Origin of the sequence: Enterococcus sp. DIV0236, from assembly GCF_050558525.1 — a bacterium.
In the GTDB taxonomy this organism is placed as follows: Bacteria; Bacillota; Bacilli; order Lactobacillales; family Enterococcaceae; genus Enterococcus; species Enterococcus faecalis.
In genome coordinates this window covers 99,568-121,222 of the sequence record NZ_CP187891.1, presented here as the reverse complement: position 1 = coordinate 121,222, position 21,655 = coordinate 99,568, and the positions used below count along the sequence as shown (strand labels likewise).

Annotated in this window: 20 protein-coding genes; 7 read left to right on the top strand and 13 right to left on the bottom strand. The window is 38.6% G+C overall.

Annotated elements, in window-relative coordinates; translation table 11 throughout:
- Positions 1-1,166 precede the first annotated feature (1,166 nt).
- The 3 genes from IGK27_RS00500 (at position 1,167) to IGK27_RS00490 (ending at position 2,617) form a co-directional block, all read left to right on the top strand.
- Positions 1,167-1,463, top strand: a complete 297-nt coding sequence (locus IGK27_RS00500; RefSeq protein ID WP_010819690.1) for a hypothetical protein — start codon at positions 1,167-1,169, stop codon at positions 1,461-1,463.
- Positions 1,464-1,613: 150 nt separating this feature from the next.
- The gene (locus IGK27_RS00495; protein ID WP_002387479.1) at positions 1,614-2,159 is read left to right on the top strand and encodes an ATP:cob(I)alamin adenosyltransferase; all 546 of its coding nucleotides are present in this window, start codon (positions 1,614-1,616) and stop codon (positions 2,157-2,159) included.
- Positions 2,160-2,173: 14 nt separating this feature from the next.
- Entirely contained in the window at positions 2,174-2,617 is a 444-nt protein-coding gene (locus IGK27_RS00490; RefSeq protein WP_002379245.1) for a MepB family protein, read from the top strand.
- Positions 2,618-2,666: 49 nt separating this feature from the next.
- Here IGK27_RS00490 and IGK27_RS00485 read toward each other — a convergent pair whose 3' ends face one another.
- From IGK27_RS00485 to IGK27_RS00475, 3 genes are all read right to left on the bottom strand, one after another.
- Positions 2,667-3,935, bottom strand: coding sequence for a RidA family protein (locus IGK27_RS00485; RefSeq protein WP_010830585.1), 1,269 nt, complete (start codon positions 3,933-3,935; stop codon positions 2,667-2,669).
- 428 nt (positions 3,936-4,363) lie between these two features.
- Positions 4,364-6,871 carry an EndoS/ChiA family endoglycosidase gene (locus tag IGK27_RS00480; protein ID WP_010710971.1) on the bottom strand — a complete coding sequence of 836 codons (2,508 nt, stop codon included), beginning with the start codon at positions 6,869-6,871 and terminating at the stop codon, positions 4,364-4,366.
- A 209-nt stretch (positions 6,872-7,080) separates the two neighbouring features.
- A complete protein-coding gene (locus IGK27_RS00475) occupies positions 7,081-8,097 on the bottom strand; it encodes an NADP-dependent oxidoreductase (RefSeq protein ID WP_002389536.1) in 1,017 nt (338 codons plus the stop codon).
- A 179-nt stretch (positions 8,098-8,276) separates the two neighbouring features.
- Here IGK27_RS00475 and IGK27_RS00470 point away from each other — a divergent pair, with 179 nt between their 5' ends.
- Together IGK27_RS00470 and IGK27_RS00465 are read left to right on the top strand one after the other, a co-directional pair.
- On the top strand, positions 8,277-8,612 hold the full coding sequence (locus IGK27_RS00470; protein WP_002359261.1) for an ArsR/SmtB family transcription factor: 336 nt from the start codon (positions 8,277-8,279) through the stop codon (positions 8,610-8,612).
- Positions 8,609-9,289: a type 1 glutamine amidotransferase domain-containing protein gene (locus tag IGK27_RS00465; protein ID WP_002396727.1), complete on the top strand. Its 681-nt coding sequence runs from the start codon at positions 8,609-8,611 to the stop codon at positions 9,287-9,289. Before IGK27_RS00470 ends, IGK27_RS00465 begins: the two co-directional genes overlap by 4 nt.
- A 90-nt stretch (positions 9,290-9,379) precedes the next feature.
- Here IGK27_RS00465 and IGK27_RS00460 read toward each other — a convergent pair whose 3' ends face one another.
- The 6 genes from IGK27_RS00460 to IGK27_RS00435 all read right to left on the bottom strand — a co-directional run bounded on the left by IGK27_RS00460 (position 9,380) and on the right by IGK27_RS00435 (position 15,718).
- Positions 9,380-10,831 (bottom strand): YfcC family protein, encoded by a 1,452-nt coding sequence (locus IGK27_RS00460; RefSeq protein ID WP_002356134.1) that lies wholly within the window; start codon positions 10,829-10,831, stop codon positions 9,380-9,382.
- Positions 10,832-10,878: 47 nt separating this feature from the next.
- On the bottom strand, positions 10,879-11,571 hold the full coding sequence (locus tag IGK27_RS00455) for a Crp/Fnr family transcriptional regulator (RefSeq protein ID WP_002356133.1): 693 nt from the start codon (positions 11,569-11,571) through the stop codon (positions 10,879-10,881).
- 24 nt (positions 11,572-11,595) lie between these two features.
- The gene (gene arcC / locus IGK27_RS00450) at positions 11,596-12,528 is read right to left on the bottom strand and encodes a carbamate kinase (RefSeq protein WP_002389539.1); all 933 of its coding nucleotides are present in this window, start codon (positions 12,526-12,528) and stop codon (positions 11,596-11,598) included.
- Between the two features lie 105 nt (positions 12,529-12,633).
- Positions 12,634-13,656, bottom strand: coding sequence for an ornithine carbamoyltransferase (gene argF / locus IGK27_RS00445; protein ID WP_161299076.1), 1,023 nt, complete (start codon positions 13,654-13,656; stop codon positions 12,634-12,636).
- A 26-nt stretch (positions 13,657-13,682) separates the two neighbouring features.
- Entirely contained in the window at positions 13,683-14,909 is a 1,227-nt protein-coding gene (gene arcA, locus IGK27_RS00440) for an arginine deiminase (RefSeq protein WP_002356129.1), read from the bottom strand.
- 296 nt (positions 14,910-15,205) lie between these two features.
- Complete coding sequence (locus tag IGK27_RS00435) at positions 15,206-15,718, bottom strand: arginine repressor (RefSeq protein ID WP_002387472.1); 513 nt, start codon at positions 15,716-15,718, stop codon at positions 15,206-15,208.
- A gap of 218 nt (positions 15,719-15,936) precedes the next feature.
- Here IGK27_RS00435 and IGK27_RS00430 point away from each other — a divergent pair, with 218 nt between their 5' ends.
- Together IGK27_RS00430 and IGK27_RS00425 are read left to right on the top strand one after the other, a co-directional pair.
- Entirely contained in the window at positions 15,937-16,416 is a 480-nt protein-coding gene (locus IGK27_RS00430; protein ID WP_002356125.1) for an arginine repressor, read from the top strand.
- Between the two features lie 130 nt (positions 16,417-16,546).
- Complete coding sequence (locus IGK27_RS00425) at positions 16,547-17,518, top strand: alpha/beta hydrolase (RefSeq protein ID WP_002390352.1); 972 nt, start codon at positions 16,547-16,549, stop codon at positions 17,516-17,518.
- Between the two features lie 15 nt (positions 17,519-17,533).
- On the opposite strand, the gene serS is transcribed toward IGK27_RS00425, so the two are convergent.
- From serS to IGK27_RS00405, 4 genes are read right to left on the bottom strand one after another with little or no spacing between them, the layout of a single operon-like run.
- Positions 17,534-18,805, bottom strand: a complete 1,272-nt coding sequence (gene serS, locus IGK27_RS00420; protein WP_002356123.1) for a serine--tRNA ligase — start codon at positions 18,803-18,805, stop codon at positions 17,534-17,536.
- Between the two features lie 26 nt (positions 18,806-18,831).
- A complete protein-coding gene (gene sdaAA, locus IGK27_RS00415) occupies positions 18,832-19,725 on the bottom strand; it encodes an L-serine ammonia-lyase, iron-sulfur-dependent, subunit alpha (protein ID WP_002356122.1) in 894 nt (297 codons plus the stop codon).
- A 14-nt stretch (positions 19,726-19,739) separates the two neighbouring features.
- Positions 19,740-20,435 (bottom strand): L-serine ammonia-lyase, iron-sulfur-dependent subunit beta, encoded by a 696-nt coding sequence (gene sdaAB, locus IGK27_RS00410; RefSeq protein ID WP_002387470.1) that lies wholly within the window; start codon positions 20,433-20,435, stop codon positions 19,740-19,742.
- On the bottom strand, positions 20,422-21,528 hold the full coding sequence (locus IGK27_RS00405) for a PTS sugar transporter subunit IIC (RefSeq protein WP_002383466.1): 1,107 nt from the start codon (positions 21,526-21,528) through the stop codon (positions 20,422-20,424). Before IGK27_RS00405 ends, sdaAB begins: the two co-directional genes overlap by 14 nt.
- Positions 21,529-21,655: the final 127 nt, after the last annotated feature.

Here is a 21,655-nt window from a genome sequence, read left to right as displayed (position 1 = left end):
CCAACTTTGTTTAACCAGTACAAATTAGTTAAAGCCTCTAACTTTTCTTAAGTAATGTAACCAGTTCTTACTCGATTTTAAAACTTTAAATTGTTAAATATAGGAGGAATAAATGATGAACAAGATTCTTAAAATTTTATTAATTATTTTTGTTATTTTAATAGTAGTCATTTTTCTGCCTACTATTATATTTTTCATAATTAAATAGAAAGGAGGAATTTGAAATGAATTGGTTAAATTTTAGTGAACCTTCACTGCGTGGCAATTGTTCAGGTTTAACTTGCGGAATTAAAACTTGTATCTCAGTTTCTTGTCCAAATAATGGGGGTTGCGCATGGAGATGGTGTTGGAATAAATCTTGTTATATCAATCTTTAAACAATAGGAAAGGAGCATATGAATATGAATTGGTTAAAAGACTATAACGAAATTAAACCTAGAGGTGCATGTGTCATAAGAGTTTGTACTCAGTATAATGGTTGTAACCCTCTGTACTGGTGTTGGAGATTAGAAGGTAACTAACTGAAAGAGAGGTGTTTTGTTAATGATTTGGCTTTCGCAAAAATCAATAGAACCTAGATGGTGTTTCTTCCGTACCGCATGTCCTAGAAAACAAAATGATACTTGTATAATTCATATAACTTAAATGGGAATTGTGTTGTTCATAGTTTGAATAGTAACAATATGTTTTTAATCACAAACCCTTAATACAAGTCCGAATGAAAAGTTTCTTTATAATCAACTAATTTTTGGTGATAAAATTAAGTTTCTACGAAATAATTATTATGTAATTATTGGAAAAGCCCTATTACCAAAATCATTACTGATGTTGAAATATTTTATTTTATAAAACCTAAATATCTAAAGACTTATTTAACCTTAGTTGATAATATTCTAAATGAACATGCCTATTTTAAATTACTTTACATCTGCATAAATATCACCTCTCCTATTACCAAAGTTGTTGGCTTTTGGGAGGGAATAACAATCAACCCGCTAGAAAACCTATAAATTAGGTTTTCTAGCGGGTTTTCTTTTGTGTTATCACACTTTCCTCCCACCATTCTCCGTTTTTCCTTTGCTCCACCGCCCTCAAAGTCCTATAATTTAATCATAAGAATAATGGCTATTAATAAAATTTATCAATAAAAAGGAAGCGATTTCAACATGTCAAAAGAAACTTTTCTTAAGTATGGTTTTGTTGTCCTCTTCATAGGAATTTTTTTACTTCGTGCCCAAAAATTTATTTCTGAGCCCCTTTCGTACCTTTTTTCGGGTATTCTTTTGCTTATTGTTGCGTATTTAATACTCGTGAAAAAAATGAACTTTTTCTCAAGTTTGCTCACAATTACCGACCAGCCTTCTTCTACCCAACAACGATTAGGTCAACTTTCTGGTCTTGTCAGTTTATTGATTGGTTTACTTCTGGTAATTCTTAGCTTCATTTTCTTTCTCCAACTTTGATTCCCCCTTGACTCTCCCTTCACTCTTGGCTATGATTACCTTAGCAAGTACAATGGTGTACTGTGAACAGTCGAGCAACGGCGCTCAAAAAGATTGGCTTTCGTGCATTCTTTTTGAGGGCTTTTTATTTTTAGAAAGTAGGGAAATTGAATGGAAAAAATGTACCGCAGTCCGTATGAAGCGTACCCGTATCTATCTTCTAAACCAGAAGATTTACGATGTGATTTTGAATTAATGACTGATGAATTGGCCTCGATGACAGGTCTTCTACGAGGATATGTGCAACAATTAGACGTCCCTGAACAGCCTGCACTAACAGAAGAACTAGCCAAAATTTGCGAGTTAATCTACCATGTCAATCCAACGACCCGAACAAAATTAACAGTCACAGAGGACGAAATAGCCTGGCTTTTGGAACGTGTCAATGCTATGAATGAACTGACATACGAAGAAAATCGTCCTTTTGTTTTACCGATGGGCACAATCTGTTCCTCTTATGCACACATTTTAAGAGCCAAAGCCAAAGATATTGTTCGTTTACTTTATCGCATGGACTATGGTGGTAAAAAAATTGATCCGCAGCTGTATGATGTAGTCAACTTACTCTCAGGTTACTTTTTCATGTTAGCTTTGTATCTAAATCAGCTCGAAAATGGTGAAGAAGTTCCCTTTGTTTCTCGCAACTATTCTATTTAATTTGGAGGAAGATGATGAATTCATTGCCAATACTTGAAAAAGCAGTGGGCACGATTACCCTGCTTTCCGAAGAAAAACAAAATGCCGAATATGAAGGCTTTTTATGCCAAGTTAATGAATCGCAACAACTTATCCGCAGTCGCTTAGCCAAAAAAACGCCGAAAAAAGAAGGCTATTTTGTAGCCTTCTGGGAAAAAAATCAACAAAATCAGAACGAAGCCTTTGATGCAACGGAAGCCCCTGAAATGTTAGCAATTGTCATTGCTGATCAAGAAAAGCAAGGTCTCTTTCTTCTGCCAAAAGAATGTTTAATCCAACAAAAAATTCTCAAAACGCATCAACAAAAAGGCAAAATGGCGGCCCGTTTTTATCCTTCTTGGTGCCAAAACCTTAATCAAACCGCGAAAAAAACACAAAAATGGCAACTAACTTACTTTACTGATTTATCTAAATACTAAAAACGTCAGCTGGCTTCAGAAGCCAGCTGACGTTTGTTTATTTTACTGTTTAGCCAATTGGTGGCGTACCTTCTGCGTTCCCAGCAATCGCTTCGATTTGAATCTGGGCACCTTTTGGTAAATCCGTCACACCAATCACTCTTCTGGCAGGCGTGCCTTCAGGAAAGTACGTTTGGTAGACGTCATCCACTGCCGCCAGCTCTTCAATCTCTTTCACAAAAATATTCACTTTCACCAGATCAGCTAAGCTGTGATCCACACTTTCAATAATCGCTTTGATGTTTTCTAAACATTGCGTCGTTTGTTCCTTGATTCCGCCAGCGACTAACGCATTTGTTTTAGGGTCCAATGGTAGCTGAGCTGATAGATGGTTGTAATGAGAAAAAGCAACAGTTTGTGTCGAAAATGGACACTTCGGTGCGTGATCTGTATTATTTGCTTCAATAATTAATCCATGTCGATCTTCAATCGCTTGTGGTGGCGTACCATCCCCATGAGAAACCACCGCTTCTACTTGAACCGCCGCGCCCATTGGTAAATCAGCAACAGCAATCACTGTTCGTGCTGGCATGTAATTGACCGTACGCGCAATTCCTGAATCTGGGAAAAAAGCGGCATATACTTGATTGACAGCTTCCAGCTTAGATAAATCTTTTAAATAAATGTTGACCTTCACAATATCATCAAAAGGCACATCAATACTGGTTAAAATGGCTTTTATGTTTTTCAAACATTGTTTTGTTTGCGTTTTAACACAGCCAGCCACAACTCTGCCCGTTTGAGGATCTATAGGCAATTGTGCAGACAGATTGTTATAATGAGAAAACGCGACCGTTTGACTGGCTAGAGCATCAATTGGTGCCTGAACAGTCTGATTTGTTAATTTAATTAAATCCCCAGCTTGAGGTGCATTAGGGATAGTTCCTTCCCCATTTGAAACAAGTGCCTCCATTTGAACAGAAGCGCCTAACGGCAAATCTGCGACGGCAACCACTGTTTTAGCTGGATAATAATGGGTAAAAAAGGCCGCATAGACCTCCTCAACTGCGGTAACATCCCGCATATCTTTGACAAAAATGGTCATTCTGACAATGTCACTCATCACATGGTTGATACTTTCAACAACCGCTTGGATATTTTTCAAACATTGTGTCGCTTGGGCCCGAATGCCACCTTCTACCAATTGTCCAGAGGTTGGCTCAATAGGTAACTGTGCCGACAAATGATTATAGTGGGAAAATGCGACTGTTTGGGCTGCGAGAGGATGCTTTGGTGCACGTTCTGTATTTCTTGCTAAGACGATATTTTCATTACTCATAACTCTACTCCCTTTTTTAGCATTCCAACAAAAATGATTCCGCTTACATTTTCAAGCATTAAACTTCCAACAAGATCCTTTTTATTTTCTTGCTTTTCTATTAATGGTGATAGCTTTCCACCACCACTTCTTTCAGTCTACAATAAGAACAGGAACATTTCAATAAGGCATTCCTAAATTGATTGTTGGCCCTCAAACAAATCTTCTTCCGTTAAAGAAGGCTGAGGTCGGGAAAGAACCGTTTAGCTCCGAGAAATAAGAAGAAATTTCCGAAAATTGCTCTTTAATTTTTGGAGAATTTCGGCTTATTTCCGAAGGAGTTGGTTCTGTTCCCGCCGTTTATCAGGTTTTGATCCTGGGACAAAAATCCAAAGTGATTTTTGTCCCAGGATCAGTCTTTATAGATAACTCGTTAGCTTTAACTAGTTTTATTTAACCACCATATACTCACGATAATTTTCCGAGAACGTATCCATTAGCGTATAAATTCGTTCAAAATCATAGTCACGACGAGGGTCATCATACCAAACACATTGAATACTTCCAATAATTGTAAGATTTGGGCTACCTGCTGGCACATCTGTAAATGCTTTTTTCGACATATTTGCTAAAGCATCATCATATTGATAAATGCCAGAATCAACATTGCCAGCTACCCAATACCACGCATCATTGGTATTAAAAATTTTGTGTCCTTTTTGAACAAAGTACTCAGGTTTGGCTACGTCATACCCACTCCAACCGGCTGTCCAATAAGAAATAATAATCTCTGGGTCAAATGTACCGAAAGAATCGTCGCTGTTGTAATAAATGCCATCATTGAAGCTCATTGGCTGCATGCCCGCATCTTTAATTATTTTAGCTAAATCATTCGCATAAGCGACAAAATCCTTGTAGCGCCCAGAAGATTGCAGTTTCGCCCAACCGCCCGTGTCGACATCATTTGCATACTCATCGCCGCCAAAATTGAAAATTTCACTATGCGTGGAAAAATAAGCCACGTACTTACTGATAATCGCCTTTGTGAAATTCACTGCCTTTTGGTTCCCTAAATCTACTGTTCGTTTTGAGCCATCAAAAGCGGGATTTTTAATCGCTAGTTTTTCCATGGCCACTAACAAGGCATCCATATGTCCTGGACTGTTAATCACGGGAATGATGTTGATGTTGCGCGCTTTCGCAAAAGCCAACAACCGATCCATTTCTTTTTGTGTTAACGCGTTGCCATTAGGGTCATTGTAATACGCGTTGTTGCCTCGTTGGATTGCTTTTGAAACCCGGTTGTGGTTGTATTTTTTACCATTCACATTGACCGACATATCATCCAAGATAAACCGTAAGCCATCATTTCCTAAAATTAATTGGACATCTGTGTACCCATTTTGACTGGCTTTGGCCACTAATTCTTCCAGTTGTTCCACGGAAAAATATTTTCTTCCCGCATCAATGGAAAAGACACTTTTTAAAGGTTGTGTTTGTTTCTCTTTTAAATTATCCAAAGCTGTTTGGACCTCCGTTTGCCAAGTAGTCACTTGCGCGGATGTATACGTTTTTCCCGCAAGTTCTGTTGCGACTGTCTCTTTTGTTGTTTGTAGTGCTTGAATCGTTTCTGGTGTATAGCTTTCTGCCTTTTCAATGGCTGTAACTGCTTGATCCAACGCACGATATAAAGTGGTTAAGTCAATGGCTAACAGGCCTTTTTCTAATTCAGCATCATAGATGTTTGAAATCCCTTGGCCATAATCGCCACCTAAAATAGCTTTATTCACATCATAAAGCGTTGTTGCTTGTGTCACTGCTTCTGCGGCTTTATTTTGTGCTTCAAGGTCTGTGTTGGCGTAGCTAATTCGTTTTAAATAGTGTTGCGCAGCCGCTTTCATCTCTGCAAGAGAAACGCCTTTACTCTCTGCAATGGCCGTTTTTGTCCAAAGCAAATTAGAAGGTTTTATCTGATTTAAATCGTCTTCATTATAGGTGCGACCATCGCGATCTAAGGCATAGAGGAACATGCCCCCTAAATTATTTTCATAAGAATAACGAGCTACTTTATACATGTTACTTTCCATATACGGCTCTTTTGTGTCATACCAGCGGTTGCGATCTTGCTCTTCTGGGAAAGTTAATCCTGGAACAAATCGTTCCCCATTGAGAACCGGACTTAAATTATTTAATGCTCGTTGCGTGCGTTGGTCATCGCTGCCATACTGTTGATACGCGAGAAAATCGAAACAGTCACTGACATCTTGTAAAGGTGGTAAATATTCTGCATTGGTATCATACAAAAATGGACGATCCGTTCCCGACTTCGGTCCAATGTATTTTGATAATGCACGAATGACACCATTAGATAGAACAATATCTTTTTCACTTGGACGAGTTTCCATGTCAATATCTAACCCATCAATTCCTAAATCATCGACAAATTTGGTTAACAACTCTTTCGCATAAGCATCAAATTCTGCTTCTGTAGGCGTTGTTCCTGCGTAAGGAACTTTTAATAGCTCGCTGTAATCAATCCCACGAACTAAACGAACACCTCGTGCATGCAGTGCTGGCGCATACTCATTTTTTAACGTATCATAAAATGGCTGTGCAAGTGCTTCTTGTCCTTTTGGCACATAACTAAAGACATTCACAATGTCAATACCATAAGGAATATCGTGCATCGTTAGCCAATTTTCATCTGGCAATGTTGTATTAACTCCTTGCATCGTTTTGTCACGCCAAGCCCGATAATAAACCATAAAATGTTTCTCTTGGGTCGGCTCATTGGCTTGGCTGATCATTGGTTGATGAAACAGACTAAATAAGATAAACGCCAAGCCAACCAATAACGAAAGACCCAGCCAACTGACAATTGTTTCTCTGTTTTCTCCTTTTCTTGTCGATAAATTGTTCCCCACTTTGAACACCATTCCTTTCTGCACTCCGTTCATTTTTGTGTATCCACCTAAAAGAAAGCGCATACACAACCATCAATAGAATAACAAAAAATAACGAATTTGCAAAATAGAAACTGGAAAAATGAGGATTTTCTATAAAAATCTTTTCCCGCCTAAAATCACTTTTGTTAGACGGCGTTTAAATGGTAAACTTTGAGACTTGCAAGAAAAATAGGCCTGTTTTTCTTGCAAGTCTCCTTTACTTAGTCGTGATCAACATCGGCGATTTTCACAACAATTTTCCCTTGCGCTCGTCCTGTCAGTGAATAGTCCACCGCTTCTTGAATTTGGCTAAAAGGAACGACTCGGTCAATTATCGGCTGTAATTTTCCCTGTTCAATAAACTCAGTGAGTAAAGCTAATTGCTCGCCATCTGGACGCATAAACAAAAAATGATAACTAACATCTGTGGCTTGCTCCAATCGATGAATCTTGCGAGTAGCTATTTTAAAGGCCCATTGTTTCCAAAGCGGCAAGCCATACTCTTTAGCAAAACGTTCGTTGGGAATGCCTGACAATGTAACAACTTTTCCCTGAGGTTTAACCACTGAAAAAGCTTTTTCTAAGATTGTCCCCCCCATTGTATCAAACACATAATCGTAGTCGGATAAAACTTCTTCAAAATTTTGTGTCCGATAGTCAATCACTTCATCTGCTCCCAACGCTTGAACCCATTCTTTATTTTTACTACTCGTTGTGGTGGCAACGTAAGCGCCCGCTAGTTTTGCTAATTGAATCGCAATGGTTCCAATCCCTCCTGAACCTGCTTGAATCAGGACTTTCTGGCCTGGCTGTACATTCATAATATCATGTAGCGCTTGATAACTTGTCAAACCGACTAACGGAATGGCCGCAGCTTCTTCAAACGTTAAATTTTTCGGCTTCATAGCTACAGCCGCTTGATCCACTGCAATATATTCAGCAAAAGTTCCCACGCGATTTTTGGGTACTCGTCCGTAAACTGCATCGCCCATCCTAAAATTTTGAACATTTTTTCCAACAGAAACAACAATCCCAGCAAAATCACTGCCTAAAATCAGTGGCATTTGATAATTTAAAAGCATCTTTACTTTGCCATCTTTTGTTTTTAAATCAATCGGGTTGATACTGGCAGCGATAATTTTGACCAAAACATCATTGTCATGAATGGTGGGTAAGGGCACCTCCTCGATTGATAATTCTTTTTGTCCGTATTTATGAATTAAAGCGGCTTTCATCATTGAATCTTTCCTCTCTTTCTATCCCTTTTATTGGTTTAAAAGTTTAAACCTTTAATCAATTAGTATCTTAACGAAAAATGGGATCCACGTCAAGTTTCAGCCCTCAGCGTATTTTATTGACAAAAAACACGAAAAATGGTTTAATCGTTTAAAAATACGAACCAAAGAGGCGAAAGAATATGAAAGAATTAGAAGGAATTCAAACAGAATTTACTGCGCTTAGTGATTTTTTAATCGCATTGGGTGATGAAAAACGCCAAGCAATTATTATTGCACTGTTAGAAGACCAGGCCTGTGTTGGCCGTCGTGTCACTGAGTTAACAGAGGCGACACAACTCTCACGTCCCGCTGTTTCTCACCACTTAAAAATTTTGAAACAAGCCAAATTAATTGATTGTCGCAGTGAAGGAACTAAAAATTATTACTCACTTTCTCACGATACCACCAAAATTGAGCAACTCCAACAACTATTGACCCACATTACGTCGATTATGCCAGGGAGGAAGCAAGCATGAAAAAAATTCTCGTGGTCCTCACAAACGTCTCCCGTTATCACGGCACCGAAGAACCAACGGGCCTCTGGCTAGGTGAAGCCACGGAGTTCGTGGAAGAAGTAACCAAAGCAGGATTTTCAGTTGACTATGTTAGTCCCCAAGGAGGCTATGTCCCTTTGGATCCCCGGAGTATGAAATATGTAGATTCATCCATTATGGCGGTTTATGAAAGTGCCGATTTTCAAGAACGAGCGCTAGCGCATTCCCTCTCTCTTGAAGAAATTGATCCAGATGAATACGCAGCGATTTACTTTACAGGAGGCCATGGCGTTATGTGGGACTTTCCTGATAATCCTCAGTTGCAAGCAATCACTCGTAGCCTTTACGAACAGGGCGAATACCTAACTTCTGTTTGTCACGGAATTGCTGGTCTTTTAAATGTCAAAGATGCGTCAGGAAATTATTTGATTGCAGATAAAACCATTACTGGCTTCACTACTGCAGAAGAAATTTTAGCCATGAAAAAAGCAATTGTTCCTTTCTTAAACGAAACAATTGCCAAAGAACATGGTGCTACTTTTGCGAAGAAACGCCCCTATAAAGAATTTGCGTATCAAGATGGCCGTATAATCACTGGGCAAAATCCTTTTTCTGTCCGCGCTGTCGCAAAATTGTTAATTCAACAATTATCAAAATGAAACAACAGCGACTACCTAAAAGTAGTCGCTGTTGTTTCATTGCTTCTTCTTTTTTCCGAAAGCCGAAGCCCTAACATAAAAAATTTTTGATTAGCTAAAGAGTAACATCGCGCCAATTAAGATAATTAGGTTAATTAAGCCTAAGACAATCATTGGTTTGGCCATGAATTTTGTCCAAGTGGCATATTGAACTTTGGAAATTTCCAAACCACCCATTACGACACCAGATGTTGGCGTGATCAAATTAATCAAGCCACAACCTGAAGCAAAAATCATAACCATCACTTCTGGACTTAAACCAATGTTTTTAGCTAACGCACCCATTACAGGAATAGAAACGTACGCTAAACCAGAAGTTGAAGGAATTAGGAAAGATAAACCTAAGTATAAAACAAAGGCACCGATGACAAATAAGACTGGGGAGAGTCCTTGTAATAAGCCTGCCGCTTTATCAAGGATAAATGAATCTAAATACGTTTTAGACATCAAAACAGATGCCCCGCGAGCAACTACGATAATTAAAACAACGGATAACATATCTTTGGCACCGTCGATAAATGCTTCAATGGTTTCTTTTTCAGTAAAGCGACCAATCAAGGCAGCAATGATACCTAAAAGGAAGAACCACATCGCTAAATCGCCAAAGTACCAGTCACCGAAACTGTTGCCTGTTAAAACAGACGTCCAGCCTTTGAAAATCGTCACTCCAAAGTCGTTCCATGGAATTAAGGAAACAATCATAATGACAAAACAGAAAGCGAATACCATTAAGATTTTTTTATGACGATTCGTAAATGGCATTTCTTTCGACGCTGCTTGTCCATACGTTTTTTCCATATCCTCTTGTTCTTGTAAAGATAAAATTGTTGAACCTTTGTCAGCCTTCACTTTTTTCGCATAACGCATCACAATGAAAATAGAATAGCTAGTAGAGGCCGCCCACAAAATAGCACCGACAATTAAAATAATTCCTGTATTCGGCTGAATGCCAATACCTCGCAACGCATCCATCGCTACCCCTGTGGAGAAAGGGTTAACCGTTGAACCGATAACACCTGATCCTGCACCCAATAGCACAGTACCCACTGCGACAAACGTATCAAAACCAGCGGCGACCATGGTGGCACTCAATAAACCATAAAAAGGAATTGTTTCTTCTGCCATTCCATAAGTCGAACCACCAATAGAAAATAAAATCATTAAAATCGGAATGATTTTCAATTCGTTCCCTTTTAACTTTTTAACGACTGATTGAATCCCTGCTTCAAGAGCCCCAGTTTGCGTCACAATATTTAAAAAGCCACCGAGTACTAAAATAAAAATATTAATTTCAATGGCATCTTTAAACCCATTGAATGGAGCCATGATAATATCCGATAATTTGGCCCCTACCACGTGGTCAACCATTTTGCCATCAATTTCTCTTGGGGTAAATGGCTGGCCATTTAGCAAGACCGTTACGATACCTAAAACAATTAAAATAATAAATAAAATACTAAAAGACGAAAGCTGTTTTTTGTTTTTCTTCTTTTTTTCTGCCATATCCTTTTATACAGGAACCTACTTTCCTGTATCTCCCTTCTCTATGATTAATTACTCAATCGATCAATAAAGAATGGCGTATCTAGAAAAGTTAAGAATTTATGACTGTAGCTAATACGGTTCATTTGGACTAATTTTTTCATAACACTGCTTGCTGTTTCCCGCGTAGTTCCACTCATTCGTGCAATGTCATTAATGGTAATTGGACAAGTAATTGCAACGCGTTCTCTGTTGTCAATTCGTTCTCCTAAATCATTTAATAACATCGCCAGTGATGTCACAATCCGTTCACATGCATCATTGGTTGTTCCTTTTTGGATTTTGATCATACTTTCTTTTAAAAGGACCGATTGTTCTTGAATCCAATGAATCAATTGCTGGGGATTATTTTGGAGAAAACGCTCAAACAGTTTAACTGGCACAAACACAACCTCAATATCCGTATAGGCAATCGCGGAGTCGTAATGAACCTCATCTTGAAACAGTCCGATTCTCGGAAAAAGAGCCTGCTTTTTCATAAAATGCAGATAGGAAAAATTACCACTGCGATCATTTTTTTCAATTTTAATGACACCTGAAACCAATAAAATTAAATGATTTCTCGGATCACCTGGATAAAAAAGGACTTGGCCTTTTTTATAGGAGCGAACGAAACTCTCGTTACGCAATTCTGTTAGTTCTGATTCAGAAAAGTATTGAAAATCTTGATTATTTTTAGTGATTATTTTCTCTATCATCATCTTAATTCTCCTAAATACTATACTTTATTTTGTCACAACCGTTCCTACGATTTCATCGCCGCTCATACTTCCTAAGTTTTCCAAAGAAGTGATAATTGCTTGTTTATTGGGTTGGCTTTCTACAAACTGAATGGCGGCTTCAATTTTCGGTAACATACTACCTGGTGCAAAATGACCCGCTTGTTTGTATTCTTCCAACTCTGCTACAGTGACATTGGTTAATTGTTTTTCATCTGGTTTGCCATAATTAATGCACACATAATCCACGCCAGTTAAAATAACTAGTGCATCCGCATCCACTAATTCTGCTAGTTTTTCAGAAGCAAAATCTTTATCGATTACTGCTTCGACACCTTTTAATTCTTGTCCTACGACAGGGATGCCACCACCACCACATGAAATGGTAATTATATCATTTTTTATTAAGGTATTAATAGTCTCAGCCTCGTGGATGTCAATTGGCTTAGGACTTGGAACGACTTTGCGCCAGCCACGTCCTGCATCTTCTTTAAAAATAGCACCTGCTTGCATTGCTTCTTTGGCTTCAGCTTCTTTTAAAAATGGACCGATCGGTTTTGTTGGATTTTTGAATGCCTCATCTGCTGGATCTACGACCACCTGTGTTAAAACAGTAGCCACTTGTTTCTTGATTCCTGCTTTGTTTAATTCTTGATTAAGCGCATTGGACAACCAGTAGCCGATACTTCCTTGTGTCATAGCAACACACGTATCTAGCGGCATCGCTGGATTTTTTTCAGAATCAGCTGCTTGTTGTTGCAATAATAGATTTCCGACTTGTGGACCATTGCCATGTGAAACAATCAACCGATGCCCTTGTTTAATTAAATGAACTAAATAGGCAGATGTTTGAACTAATGCTTGCTGTTGTGCTTGTGCGCTAGCATCATTTGAAAGGATGGCATTTCCGCCTAGTGCAACGACCATTTTTTTCCCCATTACAAATCCTTCTTTCCTATCATAATAAAGAATAGGCCGCCCTTCAAAAGAATCTCTTAAAGGGCGAAACGACTATTCTTTTTTCAATGTTTTTTCAGTTGCTTCCTACACACGAGGAATGAATAAGTTGCCTAAAGTAGCTGCCATGATCGCTTTAATAGAATGCATTCTGTTTTCTGCTTCTTCAAATTGACGACCATATTTACTGCGGAAGACTTCATCCGTGATTTCCATTTCAGTAATGCCGAATTTTTCAGCAACCATTTCTCCGTATTGTGTTTTCGTATCATGAAAGGCTGGCAAACAGTGTAATACGATTAAATCGCCATCCATGTTTTCGGTTTTTTCTAACATAGCCATATTAATTTGATAAGGTTTCAACAGATTGACACGTTCTTCAAATTTATCTTCTTCACCCATGGACACCCAAACGTCTGTATATAACACGTTGGCTCCTTTAACACCTTTAGCAACGTCGTCTGTAATCATTAATTCTGCACCAGATTCTTTCGCAAATTCTTTTGCGTAATTAACGACTTCATCAGAAGGGAACAATTCTTTTGGTGCACAAATGCGAACATTTACGCCTAAAATAGCACCTGTCACTAACAAGCTGTTTGCCATGTTGTTACGGCCATCGCCGACATATACTAAAGTGATTCCTTCTAAACGACCAAAGTTTTCTTTCACTGTCATAAAGTCCGCAATCATTTGTGTTGGATGCCATTGATCCGTTAAACCATTCCAAACAGGAACACCAGAATATTTCGCTAAATCTTCCACTACTTCTTGACTAAACCCACGGAACTCAATCCCGTCAAACATACTACCTAAAACAATCGCTGTATCTTCAACAGATTCTTTTTTACCTAATTGAATATCGTTGGCGCCTAAATACTCAGGATGTGCCCCTAAATCAATCGCTGCTGTAGTAAATGCAGAGCGTGTCCGTGTCGAAGTTTTTTCAAATAAAAGAGCGATATTTTTTCCTTCTAAATAGTGATGTGGAATCCCTTTTTTCTTCAATTCTTTTAAGTGAATACTGAAGTCTACCAAATACTCTAATTCTGCTCTTGAAAAATCTTTTTCTGCTAATAAACTACGTCCTTGAAATACTGAATTCATGATGATTCCTCCTATTTTTGGGTGTTTTTTTAAAGATCTTCACGGTAAAGTGGCATACTCATACAACGAGGGCCACCACGGCCACGTACTAGTTCACTTCCTGGAATGTAATTCAATTTCACGCCTGCTTCTTCTAGCGCTTTATTCGTAATCGTATTCCGATCGTAAACAACAACTTCCCCAGGGGCAATTGCTAATGTATTTGAACCGTCGTTCCATTGTTCACGGGCTGCTGCTGTTAAATTTCCAGCGCCGCAACGGATTAGTTGAACATTGTCTAAATGCAAGTATTTGCATAAAATGTTATCTAATGTATCTTTTTCTTTTGTAATTTGGATGTCTCCATCTGCTTTTTCAGTGATCGAGTAAACAACCAAGCCGCCTTCGATTTCTGGATGAATCGTAAATTTATCATAGTCAATCATGGTAAAAACGGTATCTAAATGCATGAATTTACGATGTTCACCGATATCAAAAGCCAAGATATTTTTGAATCCTAATTTTTGTTCAAAAATATTTCTCGCAATTTTTTCAATTGACGCGGCATCCGTTCTTTGAGAAATCCCAATGGCCACTACTTCTTTTGAAAGAATTAATTCATCGCCACCTTCAATTCTGGTTGATTCTGAACGATCATAGACTCTAGGAACCTCTTTTCCAGCAAAACGAGGATGATAATCAAAAATGTATTGCCCAAAAATGGTTTCCCGTTGTCGAGTTACTGAATACATATGATTTAAAGAAATCCCGTGCCCCATTGTCGCAAAGTTATCACGCGTGAAGTATAAGTTAGGCATTGGATCAATAATGAATGGATAATCCGCTTCAACCATATCTGTTAAAAATTCTTGCTCATATTTAGGTAATTCTTGTTTTTGAATGCCAGCAATCGCTTTTTGAATCAGTTCTTCGTTGTCGTCAATTTCTAACATTAACTCTCTAACTTTTTCTTTTGCTGATTCACTGCGAATATTGGCTTCTTCTAAGAATTGGTCAATAAATTGTCGGCGGACCTCTTCATTAATCAACGCTTCAGCAGCTAAGTCCTCTAAATAGACCACTTCGATATCTTTTGATCGTAACAACTCTGCAAATGCATCATGTTCTGCTTGTGCTTTTTCTAAAAACGGAATATCATCAAACAACAGTCTCTCCAGATAATCTGGCATTAAATTTTCTAATTCCTTACCTGGACGATGTAACATCACTGTTTTCAATTTCCCGATTTCAGAAAATACATTAATTGGATGACTCATGTGAAATAACCTCCTCAACTTAATTACAAACACAGAATAACAGACCTGATTAACCTAGGACGTGAGCCATTTGCCAAACAAAATACCAAATATACAACGGTATTCTTTCTTATGCATATTTATAGCCTAAAAGAATGCGCTTTCATAGATATTCTAAAAAAATAATGCATAATTAAATAAAAAAAAATGCATTTATTCAAAAAAAATTATTTCTCCACACACTTCATAAAGTTATAATCTTATAGAGGTAAAAGGAAGGGAGCCAGAAGTCAAAACGACTTCTGGCTCCCTTCCTTTTATGCGTTACTTTTTGACAAAGGTGTTGGCTGAATAAATTGTTGAAAATACTGCTCTAGTTCTTGTGCTTTTTCCTCGGATGATGAAACAATAATAACAGTGTCGAAGCCAGCGACAGAACATTTCTTTTCACACAAAGACACTTCATCAAGTACAGCTGAAAACAATGTTGCGTTGTCTGGTAATGTATGAACCACTAGTAAAAAGGCGACACGTTCAACTTTGGTCACTACCTCACGAATTGCTTGTATCAACTGTTCTTTTTTTCGTTCTTCTAAAGAAGTGAATTGTTCAAAAATCGTTAACCGCATCTCGCCAGACTCATCTAATGCTTTGACGACTTTTAATTCCCATAAATCCCGTGAAATCGTTGCTTGTGCGACATTTATCTCGCGCTTTTTTAATTCTCTTAACAACTCATTTTGACTATGAATTACGGTTGTTTGAATGATTTCTTTAATCAAACTTTGGCGTGTTTGCTTATTCACAAATAACACCCTTCCCCCAGACATTTACAAAGCAATACTAGCAGAATCTCTCTAATTAGAATAGAAAAAGGGTCGTTTAGCCAAAAGATTCTCATTGATTTTGTCGGATATTTCGCATTTAAAAAAGTGAGACTTGCACAATTTAGTAAAACGTTGTACAGTGATTTTAGGGAATTACTGGCACCGTTTTAAATAACAGCAATGATGTTTTTTTGCATGATTAACTGAACTGGAGGAAAGTAATGAACCGATTAAAACGCCAAACGATGATTAAGCGATTGGTCACAGAAAATGAAATCCATACACAAAGTGAATTACTAGCATTATTGGAAAAAGAAAATATTCACACCACGCAAGCAACTATTTCTCGTGACATTCGTGAGCTGAATTTAAACAAAGTAGACAATGGTCAAGGAGAAGCCTATTATCGTATCTTGAATAATTCTGCCCTTCGTCCAAAATATAAAACAGATGAAGAACGTCTTGTTGACATTATTATTGAAACTGGTGTTTCTTTAACACAAATAGAGTTCACAAATCTTTTAACCGTCTTACCTGGCAACGGGCAAGCCATTGGGGTTTTAATTGATCGCATACGTATCCACAACCCTCATATCTTGGGCTGCATCGCTGGGGATGATACCATCTTAATTCTTTCAAAAAATAAAGAAGATGCCCTTGAAGTTAACAACTATTTCCAGCAGTATTTGTACCACCCATAATTCATCACTTAGTAAAATCGACTATTCTTTGACATCATTGCTATTTTTATTAAAGATAAATAAAAAAAGGCGTCTCAGTGAAAGCTGAGGCGTTTTCTCATGAGTTTTTCTTTTGAACACCGTCTTTTTTTTGTATAATAATCAAAAAGCAAAGAAAGGGTTTCTTATGACTGAACAATTCATACTCACTTCAAACGATCAACAAACTCAGCTCAATGTACGTCATTGGCCCTGTCCTTCACCCAAAGCCGTAGTTCAATTGATTCACGGCATGGCAGAGCATATCCAACGTTATGATGAATTTGCTCGTTTTTTAAATCAATTAGGGTTTGCCGTAATTGGTCATGATCATCTAGGTCATGGCGAATCTGTACAACCAAGCGCACCAATCTATGGTTTTTTTGGAGAACAAGGGCCTGAAAATGTCGTTACAGATATTCATCAAGTGAAACAATGGGCTGTGAATCGCTATCCACAATTGCCCTATTTTATGATGGGTCACAGCATGGGGTCTTTCGCCTTGCGCAACTATCTGCAAGACTATCCTGTGACTGTGCAAGGAGTCATTTTCATGGGCACTGGAACAAGTCCGTTACCTTTAACCGCAGCATTGCCTTTTATTAAAAAAATGGCCGAGAAACAGCCGAAAAAACCAGCTCCGTTCATTGATAAGCTGGCATTTGGTTCTTTTAGTAAAAAATTTCCTGAAGCAAGTTCCTTTAATTGGCTTTCTAAAAATCAAGCCAATGTCGCTGACTATGAAAATGACCCATTAATGGGCTTCGTATTTACCAATAATGGTTTTGCTACCCTTTTTTCGCTTGTTAAACGAGCCAATCAAAGGAATTGGTACCAAGCGATCCCAAAAGAATTGCCTATTTTAATCATTAGTGGCGCTGAAGACCCAGTTGGTGATTTCAGCAAGGGGCCAGCGAAAATTCAAAAGCAATTAAAGCATGCAGGTTTTCAGCACGTGACGTTACGACTATTTCCCACATTGCGTCATGAAATTTTATTAGAAACGGAAAAAGCTACAGTTTTTCAAGAAATTGGGCATTGGTTAACGGATTTAACGAATAAAAAAAGAAGGTTGATGTTGTGACATCAACCTTCTTTTTTAATCTATTTTCGTTAAACCGCCCATATAAGGACGTAGAACTTCTGGAATCGTTACGGTGCCATCTTCATTTTGATAATTTTCCAAAATGGCAGCCACTGTTCGACCAACAGCAAGTCCTGACCCATTAAGAGTGTGGGCATATTGAACATGACCCGTTTTATCACGATAACGAATCAACGCCCGACGTGCTTGGAAGTCTTCACAGTTTGAACAAGAACTAATTTCTCGATACGTTTTCTGTGCCGGAATCCAAACTTCTAAATCATAGGTTTTCGCTGCCGAGAAGCCCATGTCACCTGTCGAAAGAGTAATCACTCGATAAGGGAGGCCCAATTTTTCTAAAATGTCTCCAGCATTGTTGGTCATTTTTTCTAATTCTTCATAGGAGTGTTCTGCATCACTAAATTTAACCATTTCTACTTTATGGAACTGGTGTAAACGAATTAATCCTCGGGTATCACGGCCTGCACTACCCGCTTCCGAGCGAAAAGAAGGACTTAAAGCAGTAAAATAAATCGGTAACTCTTGCGCATCTAAAATTTCATTATTATAGTAGTTAGTTAACGGGACTTCCGCTGTGGGGATCAGCGTCAAATCACTTTCTGCAACTTGGAAGACATCTTCTTTGAACTTAGGAAACTGACCAGTGCCAAACATTGCTTTGCTATTGACCAAATAAGGAGGAATCACCTCGGTATAACCATGTTCATTAACATGTTGATCTAACATAAAATTATAGACCGCTCGTTCTAAACGAGCCCCTAAGCCTTTGTAATAAAGAAAACGGCTACCAGATACTTTCGCGCCTCTTTCAAAATCTAAAATTCCTAAGGCTTCACCGATTTCCCAATGTGGTTTCGGTTCAAATGAAAAAGTTTTCGGCGTACTCCACCGCCGAACTTCTACGTTGGCGGCTTCGTCTGCGCCAACAGGCACGCTCTCATGAGGTAAGTTAGGCAGACGTTCTGCAATTGCTGTGCATTGTTCTTGCAAATGAACAACTTCTTGGTCTAAAACTTTAATTTGCTCGCTAACTTCTTGCATATTTAGCAACTGTTGTGAAGCATCTTTTTGTGCACGCTTTAATTGTGCAATTTCTCCTGATACCTGATTACGGTGTTTTTTCAGTTCTTCAACTTTAACAAGTAACGCTCTTCGTTCTTCATCTAAAGCCAAAAAGCGTAATAAAACTTCCTCGTCCACACCACGTGTTTTTAACTTTTTCTGCACTACTTCTACATTTTGGCGAATTTTTTTCATATCCAGCATCTTATTTCCCTCTTCATGATTAAATTTTAAACAATGGTGAATTTTACTTTTTCAAAAATTTCATTCTTCATTCGTTGGCCAGTCGCTGTGCCAGCTAAGCCACCTAAACCCGTTTCTCTCAATTCTCGTGGTAATTGACGGCCAACTTTATTCATGGCTTCCACCACTTCATCTGCTGGTATTTTATTTACAATTCCAGCTAAAGCCATATCCGCAGCGATTAACGCATTGCCTGCACCTACTGTATTTCGTTTGACACAAGGAATTTCGACTAACCCAGCCACTGGGTCACAAACTAAACCTAATAAATTCCCTAAAGCCATAGCAAAAGCTTCAGAAGATTGGCGTGGTGTTCCGCCAGCCGCTTCAACAGCTGCAGCGGCGGCCATCGCTGAAGCACTGCCTACTTCGGCTTGACATCCACCAACAGCACCAGCAATCATCGCATTGTTGGCTGTGACCATTCCAAATAAAGAACTGGTAAATAAGAAACGAATTTGTTGATCACGCGTTAAATTCAAGGTATTTTTAATCGCTGTTAAAACCCCTGGTAAGGTGCCACTTGCACCAGCAGTTGGCGTTGCGCAAACAACGCCCATTGCTGCATTGACTTCATTCGTACCTAGTGCGGCTTGAACTGCAGACATCATTAAATCACCTGATAACGTTTTGCCAGCTGCGCGGTATTTTTTTAAACGCGCCGCATCACCGCCCGTTAACCCAGTAGGAGAAAAAACGCCTGCTCCTTCTTGCGAGCGTTTGACAGCAGCATCCATGACATCCAAATTTTGACCCATCTGTGTCCAAATTTCTTCATAGCTTTTTTGGCTACGCTCCATTTCTTGCTCAATCATCAAATCAGAGATTTTTTTTCCTGTTTTTTCAGCTTTATCGATAAATTCTTCAATCGAAAGGTACATATGTCAAACTCCTATCATAATAAGATTATTTTCGATGTGTCATCTAGTGAAAACAGTTGTTCTTTCACCGAGGAAATGGGTGCCGAATCTAAGTCAAAGATGAATAAAATTTGATTCCCTTCCACATAACGAGACACCGCATTCACTTGAATATTATTTTTTTGTAACGTATCTTTAAAAGCTTGCATCGCCTGCTCTTCTTGATTAATGACTAACAAAATAGGTAAAGGACCATGTAGTTGGACATTGAAACCGTCTAATTCAATGTATTTCACCTCGATAGTGCCGCCACCTACAGAAATTCCTGTTAAATGAATTTCGTGCGTTGCATCACTGAGTGTCACACATGCTGTATTAGCATGCTTCACTGGACTTTCTTCACTCATTTCTAAAAATTGAATCTCAATTCCTTGTTCTTCCGCAAGTTCAATGGATTGTGTTACGTTGGCATCATCTGCTGCTAGTCCAAGAATTCCGCCAATAATTGCAAAATCAGTTCCATGTCCTTTATGCGTGTCTGCAAAAGATTCATAGTATTTAATCACAATTTTTTCTGGCGTTCCGCCGAATAACTTTCTTGCCGCTAAGCCAATTGCTAAGGCCCCAGCTGTATGCGAACTAGAAGGACCAATCATAATAGGACCGATAATGTCAAAACAACTTTTGTAGTTCATTACTTTGTTCACTTTTTTAGGTTTATTGATGGCCATAGCTGTGTTCATACGTAACTCCTCCTTTGGTTTTTACTGCTTCTTTTTCTTTTTCACTGGTTACTTCCGTCGTTCCTTCAAATTCTGGTGTATTATCCACCGCTTCAATTCTGTAACGTTTAAAGACCAGCGCACCTAAAAATCCAAACATCAGACTGACCACTGTGATAATCGCTACTGCTAGTAAAGTCGTTTGAATGGCATTGTTACCTAATGTCACAAGTAAACCAGCCCACGGTGTTGCCATTCCTGTCACAGGTACTTTTAAGCCAAAGAAAGTCACTACAATACCACTAACCATTCCTGAAAATAAATTCGTTGCGTAAATAGGTATTGGATTGGAGCTGATGATATCGACTTGTGTTAATGGCTCAATTGCCACAGCTAACGGAGTTGAAGCTGTGCCTAGTTTTAACTTTTTAAATAGCGCCGCATTGACAATGGAACTGCCGTAACAAGTCAACGCACCGACAGCCATTGGTACACCAGTCAAACCAATCAAGGCAGTTAAAACCATTGAACTTAACGGTGTCATACCAACAATCGGGATAATAGCACCTAAAATTGCGCCCATCACATATGGATTGCCATCTACTGCACTTAAAATCGTGCCCCCAATAACTTCTAGGACACCTAATACAACGGGTTGAATAAAACCAGCAACTAACGAAGCAGCGACTGGAATGACTAAAATAACGACTAATAAGTCAATCCCTTCTGGAATACGTTTTTGCATCTGCTCAACAACAAAAGATAAAAGATATGCGGTAATAAAGGCTGGTAACAAGCTGACTTTAATCAATGACAGACCTAAAATAATTGAAAAAACTGGACTAATCCCGAAAGCGAGCGGCACAAGAGCTCCAGCTGCTAAACCACCTAGACTACCCATTGTTTCACCAATTTGCGACACATAATCTAAATGAAAAACGCCGCCTACTGCATACCGCAAAAATGCCTCTGGTAGAAAGGTGGCACAAGCTGCACCAGACAAAGCACTTAAAGATTTTTTCCCTCGCGGTGCTTTAAAAGAGAATAGGGACATGCCACATAAAACTAAGACTAACATCAAGATTCCTGATAACGTTTTCATTTCTTTGCCTCCAACTATATTTTTTTATAACGGATGGTACTCCTGAATAAAATTTTTATTGCTCAACAAGTGAAAGAATGAGCGAGCATTCCGATGAACTAAAGTACAATGAGTAACAAAAATTTCA

Excerpts from the sequence above, each read along its gene's own strand:
- IGK27_RS00500 (WP_010819690.1), top strand. The coding sequence starts at position 1,167 with ATGTCAAAAGAAACTTTTCTTAAGTATGGTTTTGTTGTCCTCTTCATA.
- IGK27_RS00495 (WP_002387479.1), top strand. The coding sequence starts at position 1,614 with ATGGAAAAAATGTACCGCAGTCCGTATGAAGCGTACCCGTATCTATCT.
- IGK27_RS00490 (WP_002379245.1), top strand. The coding sequence starts at position 2,174 with ATGAATTCATTGCCAATACTTGAAAAAGCAGTGGGCACGATTACCCTG.
- IGK27_RS00485 (WP_010830585.1), bottom strand. The coding sequence starts at position 3,935 with ATGAGTAATGAAAATATCGTCTTAGCAAGAAATACAGAACGTGCACCA.
- IGK27_RS00480 (WP_010710971.1), bottom strand. The coding sequence starts at position 6,871 with ATGAACGGAGTGCAGAAAGGAATGGTGTTCAAAGTGGGGAACAATTTA.
- IGK27_RS00475 (WP_002389536.1), bottom strand. The coding sequence starts at position 8,097 with ATGATGAAAGCCGCTTTAATTCATAAATACGGACAAAAAGAATTATCA.
- IGK27_RS00470 (WP_002359261.1), top strand. The coding sequence starts at position 8,277 with ATGAAAGAATTAGAAGGAATTCAAACAGAATTTACTGCGCTTAGTGAT.
- IGK27_RS00465 (WP_002396727.1), top strand. The coding sequence starts at position 8,609 with ATGAAAAAAATTCTCGTGGTCCTCACAAACGTCTCCCGTTATCACGGC.
- IGK27_RS00460 (WP_002356134.1), bottom strand. The coding sequence starts at position 10,831 with ATGGCAGAAAAAAAGAAGAAAAACAAAAAACAGCTTTCGTCTTTTAGT.
- IGK27_RS00455 (WP_002356133.1), bottom strand. The coding sequence starts at position 11,571 with ATGATGATAGAGAAAATAATCACTAAAAATAATCAAGATTTTCAATAC.
- arcC (WP_002389539.1), bottom strand. The coding sequence starts at position 12,528 with ATGGGGAAAAAAATGGTCGTTGCACTAGGCGGAAATGCCATCCTTTCA.
- arcA (WP_002356129.1), bottom strand. The coding sequence starts at position 14,909 with ATGAGTCATCCAATTAATGTATTTTCTGAAATCGGGAAATTGAAAACA.
- IGK27_RS00435 (WP_002387472.1), bottom strand. The coding sequence starts at position 15,718 with ATGTCTGGGGGAAGGGTGTTATTTGTGAATAAGCAAACACGCCAAAGT.
- IGK27_RS00430 (WP_002356125.1), top strand. The coding sequence starts at position 15,937 with ATGAACCGATTAAAACGCCAAACGATGATTAAGCGATTGGTCACAGAA.
- serS (WP_002356123.1), bottom strand. The coding sequence starts at position 18,805 with ATGCTGGATATGAAAAAAATTCGCCAAAATGTAGAAGTAGTGCAGAAA.
- sdaAA (WP_002356122.1), bottom strand. The coding sequence starts at position 19,725 with ATGTACCTTTCGATTGAAGAATTTATCGATAAAGCTGAAAAAACAGGA.
- sdaAB (WP_002387470.1), bottom strand. The coding sequence starts at position 20,435 with ATGGCCATCAATAAACCTAAAAAAGTGAACAAAGTAATGAACTACAAA.
- IGK27_RS00405 (WP_002383466.1), bottom strand. The coding sequence starts at position 21,528 with ATGAAAACGTTATCAGGAATCTTGATGTTAGTCTTAGTTTTATGTGGC.